This window comes from Candidatus Methylopumilus turicensis (assembly GCF_000953015.1).
In the GTDB taxonomy this organism is placed as follows: domain Bacteria; phylum Pseudomonadota; class Gammaproteobacteria; order Burkholderiales; family Methylophilaceae; genus Methylopumilus_A; species Methylopumilus_A turicensis.
Genome location: NZ_LN794158.1, coordinates 499,934 through 514,658, shown reverse-complemented (window position 1 = coordinate 514,658; position 14,725 = coordinate 499,934). Strand labels below are relative to the sequence as shown.

15 protein-coding genes are annotated in these 14,725 nt (G+C 45.4%); 4 read left to right on the top strand and 11 right to left on the bottom strand.

The window, feature by feature from the left end:
* Positions 1-10: 10 nt before the first annotated feature.
* Entirely contained in the window at positions 11-622 is a 612-nt protein-coding gene (locus BN1209_RS02725) for a response regulator (protein ID WP_045750839.1), read from the bottom strand.
* A 340-nt stretch (positions 623-962) separates the two neighbouring features.
* On the opposite strand from BN1209_RS02725, the gene BN1209_RS02720 reads away from it, so the two are divergent.
* The gene (locus BN1209_RS02720; RefSeq protein WP_045750838.1) at positions 963-1,670 is read left to right on the top strand and encodes an IS1595 family transposase; all 708 of its coding nucleotides are present in this window, start codon (positions 963-965) and stop codon (positions 1,668-1,670) included.
* Here the strand turns inward: BN1209_RS02720 and BN1209_RS02715 are convergent, their stop codons facing one another.
* From BN1209_RS02715 to BN1209_RS02670, 10 genes are read right to left on the bottom strand one after another with little or no spacing between them, the layout of a single operon-like run.
* The gene (locus tag BN1209_RS02715; protein ID WP_045750837.1) at positions 1,671-3,194 is read right to left on the bottom strand and encodes a fumarate hydratase; all 1,524 of its coding nucleotides are present in this window, start codon (positions 3,192-3,194) and stop codon (positions 1,671-1,673) included.
* Complete coding sequence (locus BN1209_RS02710; RefSeq protein ID WP_045750836.1) at positions 3,191-4,837, bottom strand: acetate--CoA ligase; 1,647 nt, start codon at positions 4,835-4,837, stop codon at positions 3,191-3,193. The genes BN1209_RS02715 and BN1209_RS02710 overlap by 4 nt, the downstream gene beginning before the upstream one ends.
* 42 nt (positions 4,838-4,879) lie before the next feature.
* Positions 4,880-6,037, bottom strand: a complete 1,158-nt coding sequence (locus BN1209_RS02705) for an HpcH/HpaI aldolase/citrate lyase family protein (protein ID WP_082048373.1) — start codon at positions 6,035-6,037, stop codon at positions 4,880-4,882.
* A gap of 50 nt (positions 6,038-6,087) precedes the next feature.
* The gene (locus BN1209_RS02700) at positions 6,088-6,372 is read right to left on the bottom strand and encodes an FAD assembly factor SdhE (RefSeq protein WP_052661081.1); all 285 of its coding nucleotides are present in this window, start codon (positions 6,370-6,372) and stop codon (positions 6,088-6,090) included.
* Complete coding sequence (locus BN1209_RS02695; RefSeq protein ID WP_045750835.1) at positions 6,372-7,067, bottom strand: succinate dehydrogenase iron-sulfur subunit; 696 nt, start codon at positions 7,065-7,067, stop codon at positions 6,372-6,374. Before BN1209_RS02695 ends, BN1209_RS02700 begins: the two co-directional genes overlap by 1 nt.
* An 18-nt stretch (positions 7,068-7,085) precedes the next feature.
* Positions 7,086-8,837 (bottom strand): succinate dehydrogenase flavoprotein subunit, encoded by a 1,752-nt coding sequence (gene sdhA / locus BN1209_RS02690; protein WP_045750834.1) that lies wholly within the window; start codon positions 8,835-8,837, stop codon positions 7,086-7,088.
* Positions 8,837-9,184: a succinate dehydrogenase, hydrophobic membrane anchor protein gene (sdhD, locus tag BN1209_RS02685; protein ID WP_045750833.1), complete on the bottom strand. Its 348-nt coding sequence runs from the start codon at positions 9,182-9,184 to the stop codon at positions 8,837-8,839. Before sdhD ends, sdhA begins: the two co-directional genes overlap by 1 nt.
* A complete protein-coding gene (gene sdhC / locus BN1209_RS02680; protein ID WP_045750832.1) occupies positions 9,178-9,576 on the bottom strand; it encodes a succinate dehydrogenase, cytochrome b556 subunit in 399 nt (132 codons plus the stop codon). The genes sdhD and sdhC overlap by 7 nt, the downstream gene beginning before the upstream one ends.
* Positions 9,577-9,586: 10 nt before the next feature.
* The gene (locus BN1209_RS02675) at positions 9,587-10,798 is read right to left on the bottom strand and encodes a malic enzyme-like NAD(P)-binding protein (protein ID WP_045750831.1); all 1,212 of its coding nucleotides are present in this window, start codon (positions 10,796-10,798) and stop codon (positions 9,587-9,589) included.
* Between the two features lie 40 nt (positions 10,799-10,838).
* Entirely contained in the window at positions 10,839-11,579 is a 741-nt protein-coding gene (locus BN1209_RS02670; RefSeq protein ID WP_045750830.1) for a GntR family transcriptional regulator, read from the bottom strand.
* 160 nt (positions 11,580-11,739) lie between these two features.
* Between BN1209_RS02670 and BN1209_RS02665 the strand changes: the two genes are divergently transcribed.
* The 3 genes from BN1209_RS02665 to BN1209_RS02655 are packed head-to-tail and all read left to right on the top strand — an operon-like array spanning position 11,740 to position 14,711.
* A complete protein-coding gene (locus tag BN1209_RS02665; RefSeq protein ID WP_171816493.1) occupies positions 11,740-12,621 on the top strand; it encodes an HpcH/HpaI aldolase/citrate lyase family protein in 882 nt (293 codons plus the stop codon).
* Positions 12,614-13,690: a MaoC family dehydratase gene (locus BN1209_RS02660; protein ID WP_045750828.1), complete on the top strand. Its 1,077-nt coding sequence runs from the start codon at positions 12,614-12,616 to the stop codon at positions 13,688-13,690. Before BN1209_RS02665 ends, BN1209_RS02660 begins: the two co-directional genes overlap by 8 nt.
* 28 nt (positions 13,691-13,718) lie before the next feature.
* On the top strand, positions 13,719-14,711 hold the full coding sequence (locus BN1209_RS02655; RefSeq protein WP_045750827.1) for an HpcH/HpaI aldolase/citrate lyase family protein: 993 nt from the start codon (positions 13,719-13,721) through the stop codon (positions 14,709-14,711).
* Positions 14,712-14,725 lie beyond the last annotated feature (14 nt).

The following is a 14,725-nucleotide window of genomic DNA, read 5'->3' as shown; positions in this document are numbered from 1 at the left end:
CCAAATCGTATTACTGAAGCCTTGCTCTTGCTGCTTCCTTGGCTTTTACATAGCCTTCTAAAGTTGAAAATGAAATAGGTTTTGTTAACACCGTCATGCCTTTAGGCAATCCACCACGCGCAGCAATTTCATCTTTATGCATACCAGTAACGACAACAATATCAATTTCGTCAAAGCTTGAGTCGTTATGCAGGGTATGAATCATTTCAAAGCCATCTAATCCCTTCATGCGTAAGTCTGCAATGACCAAATCAGGGTAGTGCTTTGCAATATGAAGCAAAGCAGTTAAACCATCTCCTACTAGCTTCAGATCAACATTCAAGTCCCACTCAGCCACATTTAAGGCATAAAGCTTTTGTATTTCAGTGTCATCTTCGACAACCAAAATAGACAGTTGCTGATTACGCACTGCACGAATATTAGACTCCCTCGCGGTCATGTAGCTAGTCACAGAGCTTGCAATCACGCGCCGATGACCGCCAGCTGTTTTCCAAGCACTTAGTGCGCCTGTTTCCACCATTTTTTGGACAGTGCCCAGTGACAAACCAAGTTTTTCAGCCGCTTCACGGGTGCTATAAAACTCTGGGAGCGCATCAGCACTATTTGAGGTTGAATTCTTCATATAATTTTTATATTGGTGTCGTAGATAATTAAGGTGAAAAGCAAAAACAAAACGAATTTTATTACAAAAATGAAATTAATGTACAAACTATTTTTTACGTTAATTTTGTTAAATATTTAACAAAATTAATGGTTAAAATCCTAATAATTAATTGATTTTGAAGGGGTTTTGGCTCGTAAAAATCAACAAATATTACATATATAACAAATACAATATAAAATCAGAAATGGTATATAAAATATAGGCGTCTATATGTTAAATATTTAACATATAGACGTGCAATCTTCTTATAATCATTGGGTGAATTCGCTCGTCCATCACGATAAAGAACAGTTTCAACATGAAAATAGCCGTGTCAAAAAATCAGTCATCGTTAAAACAGACCCCTAAAAGGGTCAGGATAAGTCGTTGCAAACTGTCCAAAAAAGAACAACAAAAAATGATCGAGTTTTTTGTGCTGGGCGTTACTGCACGCTCTGCCGCTGACCTAATGGAAATGCAACCAAATACTGCCGCTTTGTTTTACCGAAAAATCCGTGAAGTGATTGCACATTATCTGGCAGAAGATGCGAGTCAAGCATTTAACGGCGACTTTATATTGGATGAGTCACATTTTGGTGAGCCTCGCGACAACAAGCAATATAAAACGGATGAAGACAAGCACGCCGTATTTGGTATTTTATCAAGGCAAGGAAAAATCTTCACCAAAATGACTGGCCAAACAACCGCGGCGCTTTTAACTGCAGCTGCACCCAATCTATTAGTGCCTGATAGCGTTGTCTATATTAAAGGCTATCATGAAGATCAGGCATTAGACGTGAATGAGTTTTATCAAGAACGTGTGAGCAATATTGAAGATGCCGAGCAGGCTAGATATTTAATTGGTGAAACTGAAAATTTCTGGAATCAGACTAAGCGCATGTTAAGAAAATATAACGGCATCCCAAAAAACACATTTCCTTTGTTTTTGAAGGAGTGCGAATTTAGATTTAACTATGGCACGCCGAAACAACAACTCAAAATACTCAAGCAATGGACAGGCGTCTAACTAAGATTTCTTTGCGATTATCTTCTGCCATTTTGCAGGTCCTGAAGTGTGCACAGAAGCACCTTGAGCATCTACAGCAACAGTTACGGGCATATCCTTTACATCAAACTCATAAATCGCCTCCATACCCAAATCTGCGAACGCAACGACACGCGCAGATTGAATAGATTGCGACACCAAATAAGCCGCGCCACCCACAGCAATTAAATACACCGAATGATGCTTTTTGATAGAAGCAATTGTTTCTTCACCACGCTCAGCTTTACCCACCATCCCTAACAAGCCTGTGTTATCAAGCATCATGTCGGTAAATTTATCCATACGTGTCGCTGTGGTTGGGCCTGCAGGACCAACGGCTTCGCCGCGCACAGGATCAACAGGACCGACGTAATAGATAAAACGATTAGTTAAGTCTACGCCCTCAGGCAAAGATTCTCCTCGGGCTAAAATCTCTGCAATCCGCTTATGCGCGGCGTCTCGGCCAGTGAGTAACTTACCATTTAAGAGTAAGGTTTCTCCAGGCTGCCAAGTTTGCACATCGGCGGCCGTCACCGTATTTAAATCAACACGCCGGGAAGCTTGATTGGGGGCCCAAGTCACATCAGGCCAATCTGCTAAATCAGGCGGAATTTGTTTCACCGCGCCAGAACCATTCAATACAAAATGCGCATGACGCGTTGCTGCGCAGTTAGGTATAACGGCTACAGGCAATGAGGCCGCATGGGTTGGATAATCTAAGATTTTCACATCCAATAAAGTCGTTAAGCCACCTAAACCTTGTGCACCGATACCAAGCGCGTTTACTTTATCTGCAATTTCCAAGCGTAACTCTTCGATACGATTACTTGCGCCTCGTTTCCGCAATTTTGCTAAATCGAGCGGCTGCATGAGCGACTCTTTAGCCAGCAACACTGCCTTTTCAGCGGTTCCACCTATACCAACGCCCAATACACCCGGTGGACACCAACCAGCGCCCATCTCCTGTACCACGCTTAAAATCCAATCCACAATACTGTCAGAAGGATTCAGCATGGCTAGCTTTGCTTTGTTCTCAGAACCGCCACCTTTAGCGGCGATATTTACTTCCACCGTATTGCCTGGCACCAAGCGCACATGCACAACGGCCGGCGTATTATCTTTAGTGTTAGCTCGTTTGCCCGCAGGGTCAGCTACGATCGATGCTCTCAGCGGGTTGTCTGCAAACAAATAAGCCTGACGCACCCCCTCATTCACCCAAGCTTCAACATCTGCGCCCTGCTCCCACTCCACACCTGTGCCAACATTCACAAAAGCCACCACAATGCCTGTGTCTTGGCAGATAGGACGCTTACCCTCAGCACACATGCGAGAGTTGGTTAAAATTTGTGCAATTGCATCTTTTGCGGCTGGAGACTCTTCAATTTCATAGGCATCACCTAAAGCCTGAATGAAATCCACAGGATGGTAGTAAGACATAAATTGCAAAGCATCCGCAACGCTCGCAACAAAGTCTGATTTAGTGATAATCGGCTTATTTAGGCTCATGTACTCGATCTGCTTAATGCAATAGTTGGGTTCACATCACGGCGTAAAATTTTGCCGTTTTTAGTGCGTGGAAATTGGTCAGTAATATAAACCACTTTAGGCGCTTTGTATGCCGCCAAATGCTTTTTACCAAATGCATACAAATCGTCTGCGGTAGCAGTGCTACCTGGCTGCAGAATAATATAAGCCACGACCAACACCTTATCTTTTTCAATCGTTTCTGCCACAGAAGCACAATCTGCCACATCTGGGTGTGACTTCAACACGCGCTCAACCTCATAAGGTGAAACCCGGAAACCAAAGCTTTTAATAATGTCGTCTTTGCGGCCTAAGAACCAAATATAACCATCGGCATCCATGCGCGCAAAGTCGCCTGTAATAAACCAGCCGTCATGTTTATGTTTAGCCGTTTCTTCTGGTTGATTCCAATAGTGAATAAATAAACCTGGATCAGTATCCGGAACGCTAATCACGCCCTCTTCACCCTGCGCTACCGGCTGCAAGGTTTCAGGGTCTAGCAGCGCAATATCATGCCCTGGCTGGGCAAAACCTGCTGAACCAGGGCGAATTGGACGAGACTTAGTTTCGCACAAGTAATATGAAAACTCAGACATGCCTACTGCTTCGTAAATATCAATGCCAAAGCGCTCATGCCATTGGGCTAACACTTCATCAGACAAGTGTTCACCAGCACTCATGCAGTAACGCAAGCTAGGCAAGTCCTTTTGCACATATTCAGTTTTTTGCAAAATCTGACGGTAAATTGTCGGGACCCCAATAAAAATCGTGGCCTGATGTTTTTGAATCAAGCGCGGCCATGTATTCGCATCATTTTTGCCTTCATGCACGATGACCGTTTTGCCTTGAAAGAGCGGATCCATCAAGCCAGTCCCCAAAACATAAGTCCAATTGAACTTGCCTGAGTGCATGATACGGTCGCCGTTTGGACTGAAATTAAACCAATATTTAGACGCTGGCTGACGACCAATCATTGAGCGGTGTGCATGCAATACACCCTTCGGATAACCTGTTGTGCCTGAGGTATACACCAAATACGCAGGGTCATCTGACTTGGTTTGATGTGGCGCATCCCAAGTGGAAATGGCTTCTAAGCTAGAGGCCAAATCGAGCACTTCTAGGCCATCCGCAGGCAAGCATTCACCCTCACCAGACAGCAATACATGGGTTAAACCACCCACGCCATTCAAGCCTTCGCGTAATGTTTTCCAAGCGGCTTTATCAGTCACCAATACTTGGGCGCCAGAATCTTTAGCTAAATAAACCACTTCATCAGCTGTCAGCAATGTTGAAGTAGGCACTGAAATCGCGCCACGCTTCATCGCACCCAAAAAGGCTGTTGGATAATCCAAACTGTTTGGCAAACGAATGAGTACTCGTTCACCTGCTGCAATACCAATATTTCTGAGTAGCTGTGCAAACTGATGTGTTCGTTTTGATAATCCAGCGAAAGTAATTTCAGAGGTGCCTAGTGTGTCATCTTCGACGATCATCGCAATCGCGGATTCAGCGGGCGTGCCAAGATGAATATCAGTACAAGCCACACCAATATTGAAATGCGCTGGCACTTGCCACACCCATTTTTCGAATGGTGCAAACGGTGCTTGTGTAGTCGTTACTGACATTTGATAACTCCCTTTACTTAATATTCGCTTATAAAACCAAACTTACAGAATTAAACCGTATGGCCAGTTTTGACTAATCACTTGCGTTGGCAACATCTGCATCACGGTCAGTGCAAACTTGGTATCTTCTGGACCTAGTGCACGTAAAGCATTGGCACGAAGCAACGTTTGTAGCGCCTTACCAAACATTGGTGGATCAAGCATTTCACCTTCAAACTTAATCGCACCACCAAGAAGCGCATCAGCCTCAATCGCCGCTTTTAGAATTTTGATTTTTTGCGTAATCTCAGTGGGTGATGGCGTATAGGCCACCTTACATAAATGAATATGCGCAGGATGAATGACTTGCTTACCAGTTAAGCCCATCGCCGCTTCTTGGCAGGCGTGTTTGTAAACAATGCGTGACTCGTTTTCACCGTGCAAATCTAACCAACGACGCACATCATGTGGCTCTAAAAACTTCTCCGGCATACTGCTTGAGCCAATTAAAGTTTCCACACCACCAATCACGCCCTTACCGGCAATACGTGCTTCAAACATGAGTTGATTCATGAAGTACTTCAACTCTTCAGTCCAGTGCTCTGGCGTGATGTGAATACCCATCGCCTTTGAGAAGTCATGGATACCAAACACCACGTGTTTAACGGTGGAATACTGCATCAATTCATGGGCGATTTTGAGCGATTTAGGATGCTCAATAATCGGCTGAATCGTGATTTTGTCATTCCAGCCCGCAAGCAAATTAGACAAATCGCGCACTTCAGCAGCACCATAAGCCTCGCCAGCTTTGGCGAGCATCACCACATCAATCACATCCGCCATATCACGCACGAAAGCAATATCGCGCTCGTACTCCTCCGTTCTAAACGGATTAATCCGCACAGCAATTGAAACTTTTTTATTGCTCGTCATGAATGCTGGCAATTCATTCCTCAGCAATTCACGACTCATTTCCTTTTGACGACAACCATCTTCCAAATCAAAAATCAAGGTATGCGCATGGGTATTAAGCGCATGTTTTTTCATGCGCTTTGAAGCGGCTTCTAAATCCTCATAAATGCCCTGCGCTGGCGAGTATTTAACTGGCGGATAGTAGAGCTGGATGCCCGGCCAATAATCACCCAACACATGTGGCGACACAACACGGCAATAGTCCGCGTTGGCGTATGGATCTGAATTGTAGGTATGGTCTTGGCTCATCGTACTTTCCCTATTAAATGGGATTAAAAAGAACTATCCGTTTTTTTACTTTATTGCTTACTGCGCAACATCGTTAACACTTGCGCAGTTGCTAAATCGCTGACATCTTCGCCTTCAGAAACTAAGTTCCACAGCTCGTTATCTGGCAAATCTAGCAACTTATCCAAGGCTGAAATTTGTGTGTCGCTCAAACTTGGCAAATGGCGACTCACAAAATCAACAAACAACAAATCCATCTCTAACATGCCACGCCGACAGCGCCACTCCATGCGCCTCAACTCAGCATCGTGCGTATCTATTGTTGGAGTGTTAGCTGTTTGCGCATCGGCCATCATTAAAATTTTTGCTTCACTTTAAGCGCTTTGATTTCATTAATCGCTTTCGATGGATTCAAGCCCTTAGGGCACACATCTACACAATTCATAATGTTATGGCAACGATACAAACGATAGGGATCTTCAAGGTTTTCCAAACGCTCTTCTTGCGCCTGATCTCGACTATCTGAAATGAATCGATAGGCTTGCATTAGGCCAGCTGGACCTACAAACTTATCAGGATTCCACCAGAAGGAAGGGCACGCTGCCGTGCATGCACCACACAAAATACACTCATAAAGGCCATCTAACTTTGCCCTGTCTTCTGGCGATTGCAAACGCTCAGTGGCAGGTGGCGGATCATTGTTAATTAAGTAAGGCTTAATCGAGTTGTAATGAGCAAAAAATTGCTCCATATCCACCACCAAATCACGCACCACGGGCAAACCAGGGAGTGGGCGAAGCACCACGGGCTGTTTAATTCCCTCTAAAGGCGTCATACATGCCAAACCATTCTTGCCATTGATGTTCATAGCATCTGAGCCACACACCCCTTCTCGGCAAGATTTACGCATACTTAAAGTGTCATCGAGGGCTTTAATTTGGATGAGGGCATCCAGCAACATCCGCGTATCGGGCACAAGCTCAATGTCGTACTCCTGCATATACGGATCTTTATCAACATCTGGGTTAAAACGATAAATAGAAAATTTCATTTTTTCCTTATCCCCGGCTTAATAGGTTCTTGCAATTAATGGGAAGCTATCCACGGTGAGTGGTTTTAAGCGAACTGGCTTATATGCAAGGCGATTACCTTCACGATAATGCAATGAGTGTTTTAGCCATTGCTCATCATCTCGCGCCGCAAAATCTTCACGACAATGTGCACCGCGACTCTCTTGTCTCGCTTCTGCCGACACCATGGTGGCTTTTGCCACTTCAATTAAATTCTCAAGCTCAAGCGCTTCAACACGGGCGGTGTTGAACACTTTGCTTTTGTCTTTAATTTCAAGTGACTTAATGCGCTCTTCAATTTGCATAATTTCGCGCACCCCTTTTGACATCAAATCTGGGAATCGAAATACACCACAATGCACTTGCATTGTTCTACGCATTGCATCCCCCACTTCAGCCACCACTTCGCCTGATTTTTGATGATCTAAACGGTCAAGACGACTTAAGGTTTGATCTGCAAAGTCAGCTGGCAATGGCTTATGACTAAACCCTTTAAGCGTTTCTACTGTATGGTTGCCAGCAGCACGGCCAAACACCATCAAATCAAGCAATGAGTTTGAACCCAGCCGATTGGCTCCGTGCACAGAAACACAAGCACATTCACCAATCGCATAAAGACCATTCACGACTTTTTCATTATCGATGACTTGGCCGTTTAAATTGGTGGGAATCCCCCCCATCATGTAATGCACCGTTGGGACGACTGGAATTGGAGAGTGAACAGGATCCACATTAGCGAACTTAATCGCAATATTTCGTATCCCAGGCAGGCGAGTATCGATGACTTTTTCGGACAAATGATCAAGCTTAAGCAATACCGCCTGACCATCAATACCAACACCACGGCCAGCTTTCACTTCCGTGGCAATAGCCCGCGATACCACATCACGACTCGCTAAGTCTTTAGCATTTGGCGCGTAACGCTCCATAAAGCGCTCGCCTTCAGCATTGACCAAATAACCGCCCTCACCTCGGGCGCCCTCTGTAATCAGAACCCCAGCGCCAGCAACACCTGTTGGATGGAATTGCCAAAACTCCATATCTTGTAAAGGCACACCAGCACGTGCCGCCATCCCTAAGCCGTCGCCCGTATTAATAAAGGCATTCGTGCTTGCCTGGAAAATTCGCCCCGCACCGCCTGTGGCAAACATTGTTGATTTCGCGTGGAGCGCAAAAATCTGACCAGTTTCAATTTCCATGGCTGTCACCCCTAACACATCGCCTTCAGCATCACGAATTAAATCAAGCGCAAACCACTCGATCAGAAAGTCTGTTTTCGCGTAAACATTACGCTGATAAAGCGTGTGAAGCATGGCATGACCAGTTCTATCAGCCACTGCACAAGTGCGGGCAACAGATTCCGCACCATATTTCTTAGACATACCACCAAATGGACGTTGAAAGATTTTGCCGTTTTCTAAACGGTCAAACGGCATCCCAAAATGCTCAAGTTCATAAATCGCTTCAGCCGCGTTTTTGCACATAAACTCAATCGCATCTTGGTCACCCAAATAATCTGAGCCCTTGATGGTATCGTACATGTGCCAGTGCCAGTTATCTTCCCCCACATTACCAAGTGAAGCTGCAATACCCCCTTGCGCTGCGACAGTGTGTGAGCGGGTCGGGAAAACTTTGGAAAGGACAGCAACACTTAAGCCGCTATCGGCCAATTGCAAAGCTGCACGCAAGCCTGCGCCACCGCCACCAATCACGATGGCATCATATTTTCTAATCTCGATTGCTGAGGCCATTACGCTAGACTCCAAAGTATATAAGCTGCCCAAATGGCATCGCCCACCAAAACCAAGCCAAACAAGCTTTGCAACTTAGCGCGAATGCCGACGTTGTGAACGTAATCCATTAAAATCTCTTTCACCCCAAGCCAGGCGTGATAAATCAAGGCCCATAAAAATAGTAAGGTGATCGCTCTAAATGACATTGGCGCAAACCATGTATGCCAACCATCAAAACCAACACTGGGCGCATCCACCACAAAGCGCACTGCAAGCAATAAACTGTAGATGACCATCATGATTGCGGTCGCTCGCTGCCAAGCCCAATCACTAAAGCCGTGTGCAGGTTTTTTACGATCTACCATAGCCAAATTCCCATTCTTAATGTGAGCAAGCCACTAACGATCAACACCGCACGACTGGTCGCTCGGGCGTAGTTAAGACGTAAGCCATAATGTGCGTCCAAAGCCAAATGACGAATGCCCGCACAAGCATGATGTAAATAAGCCCAAGTCACCGCCAAACAAATCAGCTTAGCAATCGGATGATGGAGAACCGCCTGCGCCAATTGGTAAGACTCATCATTAGCCAAGCTCTGATGCAACACCCACAGCAAAACAGGCAGTAACATAAACAAAAATGCGCCACTTACACGGTGCATGATCGACACCAAGGCAGGAATCGGCAGACGTATCGTGAGCAAATTCAGATTTTTTGGGCGTTTTCTTTGGGGCGCTTTTGGATAAGATGAGGCCATGTTGTTTTCCCTATTGATCCAGAGCGGCTTCAGCGCGTGCAGCATCCGCCACACGTCCAGAAACACGGGCCATTAAGCGAGGATCAAATGGCTTAGGAATAATGTATTCCTTACCAAATGACAACTCAGTTAATTGGTAAGCATCCAGCACTTCTTGTGGCACTGGTTCACGGGCAATTTCAGCCAAGGCTTCCGCTGCAGCGACTTGCATCGCCGTGGTGATTTGTTTTGCGCGCGCATCTAAAGCACCGCGGAACAAATAAGGGAAACACAACGCGTTATTTACTTGGTTTGGAAAATCTGAACGGCCTGTTGCCATCAAAATATCGTCACGCACTGCATGCGCTAATGAAGGCAAGATTTCTGGATCTGGATTTGCCAAAGCAAACACCACTGGCTTAGCCGCCATGACTTTCAATAACTCTGGCGACAAGGCATTCGCTGCAGAAACGCCAATAAATACATCCGCATCCACCATCGCTTCAGCTAAGGTGTTGACATCTCGGCTTGTGGCCAAATCACGGTTCATATCGTGTAAATCAGGACGGCTTGTTTTCAGCACGCCAGACTTATCCACCATCACCAAATGCTGTGCACCCATCACTTTAAGTAGGCGAGCACAAGCACAGCCTGCCGCGCCAGCCCCCAAAAATACAATTTTTGCATCCGCAAGCTTTTTACCTTGCACTGCCAATGCATTGAGTAATGCCGCACCCACAATCACCGCCGTACCATGTTGGTCATCATGAAAAACTGGGATGTCTAAACGTTCACGCAACTCTTTTTCAATGCGGAAACAGTGTGGCGCGGCAATATCTTCCAAGTTAATGCCACCAAAAGTTGGTGCAATATTCACGACTGTTTCAATAAAAGCCTCAATACTTGGTGCGGTCACTTCAATATCAAACACATCAATATTAGCAAAACGCTTAAACAATACCGCCTTACCTTCCATCACAGGCTTGCTGGCTAGCGCACCCATATTACCCAAGCCCAATACCGCAGTGCCGTCAGTAATCACGGCAACCAAGTTGCCCTTGTTGGTATATTTGTAAGCGTTTTCAGGGTCACGATTGATCTCACGCACAGGCTCTGCAACACCTGGGGTATAAGCCAAAGACAAATCCGCTTGCGTCGCACAAGGTTTGGAAGACTCAACCGACAGCTTGCCCGGCTTTGGAAACTGGTGATAATGCAATGCTCTGGTTTTTAAATCGCTCATGATGGTTTCTTTTTAAGATGTAATTCGAAAATGAATAGGTTTACTCAAGCTCATTTCGATAGTGATAACTATCGGTCAAACATAAACCTAAGCGCCATTCCAATGGCCTATCACCGTAAGTAAAAGCGATACGTTCAATTCTTAACAAAGGTGCGCCCTCTTCCAAGTTCAAAGCATCTGCCGCTTCTTCGTCTGCGCCTACCGCACGAATATCTTCAACCGCACGCACCATACGGATATCGTATTCTTGCTCATACATTCGATACAGCGATCCCTGATACTCTTCAATCTGCTTAGCGCCTAAGCCAGAAAATTCGGCAGAGGGAACAATAATGTGATCTAAAATCAGAGGCCGCCCTTCAAATCCCAACAAACGCTTAATTTCAATAATCGAAGTGCCCGCTTTTATATTTAAAGCTTTGGCAATTTTTGCGTTAGCTTTGCCTCGCGTGCAAGAAAGCAAACTATTCTTTGGAAAAGCTTTATTGCCACTCTCATCCGTCAAACGCAGAAATCGAAGCTGCATTCCCTTTTCGTTGTGCGTGTTGACATAGGTCCCCTTGCCTTGACGTCGCATCAAAATATTTTCTGATACCAATTCATCAATGGCTTTTCTAACGGTACCTTGGCTCACTCTAAAGCGAGCAGCCAACTCCATTTCGCTGGGAATCACTTCACCAGCCCTCCATTCACCCTCGATCAAACTCTGCGTCAGCATGCGCTTGATTTGCTCGTAGAGTGGCTGATATGAAAGGACTGTTGATGTATTTGTAGTAACCATAAGCGCAAGTTTAACTCAAGGAAATATTAAAAGTCTATAGTTTTATGTCTTATATAAGATATATATATTTTTATTGACTTCAGTGTTTTCTCTCGCTAAAATCGTTTCACATATAGGGAACTTTTTCGCACTGTATTAATAACTTTCGAATCGAGAATGTATGAACGGTTTGTTTCGACCACGCAGATCCATGCTTTATGTACCAGGATGCAATACACGCTATATTAATAAAGCGCGTTCGCTGATTGTCGACTCCGTCATTCTTGATCTAGGCAATCCAATTCTTATCGAAGCAAAAGAAGAAGCTCGAAAGAATGTTGTGGCTGCAGTAAAAGAGGGTGGCTTTGGTTCCCGTGAAGTGGTCGTAAGAGTCAATGACATCGACTCGCCTTGGGGCAAAGATGATATTTACGCAGTCGCCAACATTGGTGCGGATGCGATTTTGTTTCCCAATATCGAAAGTCGTGAGGATGTTCTTACGGTGCTCGACATATTAAAAGATGCAGGCAACACCACTATTCCTATTATGGTGATGATAGAAAGTCCACTTGCTGTATTGCATGCAGAAGAGATCGCCAGCGCTTCAGATCGCATCGCCTGTATGGTGATGGCCACTTCAGACCTGCTCTCGCATTTACGTGGACGCATTACTTTAGAACGCCTCCCGCTTTTAACCAGCTTATCCATGGTGCAATTAGCCGCTCGCGCATATGGTCGCTCTATTGTGGATGGCATCAACACCAACTTAAAAGATATGCACTCATTCGAATATGCATGCCGAATGGGTCGCGATTTAGGCTTAGATGGCAAAACATTGGTGCATCCTTTTCAGCTCGACTACTGCAACGATGCTTACACCCCCAAACGTGCTGAGGTGGAGTTGGCGCAAGAAGTGATTACAGAATTAGAAGCCGCCAATGCAGCAGGCCGAGGCACTGTGGTGGTTGAAGGCCGCCTCATTGAAAAACACCAAGTTGAAGCAGCCAAACGCTTGCTGATACTCAGCGAAATGATCCAAAAATTGGAGGCAGAAAGTGCATAACAGCAACGCGACAAACAAAAGCCCACGAGGCAATTTTTTTGAAGACTTCCATATCGGGCAAGTCTTTCATCATGCAACGCCCCGCACAATATCCGATGGCGATAGCGCTTTATATATTGCATTAACTGGCGCACGCCAAGTGATTCACTCTGCACAACCCGTAGCACATGCCATGGGTTACAAAAACCGCACTATTGATGATTTACTTGCTTTTCATATGGCACTTGGCAAAACCGTGCCAGATATTTCGATTAATGCTATTGCCAACTTAGGTTACGCCCAGGTGAAGTTCGTGAAACCCATTTATGCTGGCGACACCATCAGCTCAACATCTACTGTGGTTGGCCTCAAGCAAAACTCCGATGGCAAAAGTGGCATTGTATATGTGCAATGTGAAGCGCTTAACCAAGACCACCAAGTAGTGATCTCATGGGTGCGCTGGGTGATGGTGCGTAAAAATGATACCAATGCGCCAACCCCTGAAACAGTATTGCCAACACTGGATACAGTAGTTCAAGCAAAAGACTTAGATATTCCACACGATGTTGAATACAACGGCTTTGATACTTCGATGACAGGCAGCGACTTCCTATGGGATGACTACAACGTAGGCGAAGAAATCGCACATCCATCCGGCATGACGATTGATGAAAGCGACCACACCTTAGCGACTAAATTGTACCAAAACCCTGCGCGCCTGCATTTTGACGCTTCAAAATCCACTTACAACAAACGCCTAGTGTTTGGTGGCCACGTGATGTCTGTGTGCCGTGCGTTGAGTTATGAGGGCTTGGAAAACGCACTCAGCATTGCTGCAATTAACGGTGGAGCACATTGCAATCCAACGTTTGGCGGCGACACGATTTACGCCCATAGCGCAGTGCTTGATCGCTTTGAGATCCCAGGTCGCAAGGATGTCGGCGCACTTCGTTTACGCTTAATTGGCGTAAAAGGCGCTCCACTAAAATCCATCGCTGAAGCTTCAAGCAATGTTGATGGCAAACGCAGCTACAACCCAAATGTGGTGTTGGATTTGGACTATACCGTCCTCATGCCGCGCAAATCTTAAAAGCAATTTTGGAAAAAAGGAAAAGTTCTTGAATACTCTAGTCCACCCAAACGACGCATTGTTTAAAGGCGAAAAAGCCTTTCCAGTGATTCCTAGTTGCGAGCATTTTGCGGGCAGCGAGAAGCTCATCTTAAAAGCATTACAAATTCAAGATGAGCTAGGTCCAATTTTTGACATTACTTGCGACTGTGAAGATGGCGCTGCGGCAGGTCAAGAGCGCGAACATGCCGAGATGATTGTGCGCGTTCAGCAATCTCAAGCAAACAAACACAAAATGGCGGGTGTACGTATTCACGACTACACCCACCCTGCTTGGCGCCAAGACGTCGATATTTTTGTCGAAGGCATCGGCAATCTTGTGGCTTATATCACGATTCCAAAGTCGACCAATGCGGCGCAAGTAAAAGAAATGATCACTTACATTCAAACCAAATGTAAGGAACATGGCATCAAGCGTGAAATTCCTATCCATATATTGATTGAAACACATGGCGCTTTGCATGAAGTATTCGAGATTGCTGCTTTGCCTTGGATTCAAGTTTTAGACTTTGGTCTCATGGACTTTGTGAGTGGCCATCACGGCGCAATTCCAGCGTCGGCAATGCGCAGCCCAGGGCAATTCGAACACCGCTTACTTGCACGCGCAAAATCAGAAGTGGTTGCTGCAGCTTTAATGCATGGCATTGTCCCAGCGCACAATGTGTCTCTAGATTTGAAAAATACCGTAGCAACCAATAGCGATGCCTCTCGTGCTCGCCAAGAGTTTGGCTTCTTAAGAATGTGGAGTATTTACCCAACCCAAATTCAAGCGATTGTAGATGCCATGAAGCCTAATCTCGATGAAGTACAAGATGCAGCTGACATTTTGATTGCCGCACAAAAAGCGGAATGGGGACCAATTCAACATGCAGGCGAGCTGCATGATAGAGCAACGTATCGCTACTACTGGGAAGTATTACAAAAAGCAAAAGTGAGTGGCATTAGCATTCCTGCCGAAGCTGAACACGCTTTTTTCGCATAATACTTTTTTGCTTA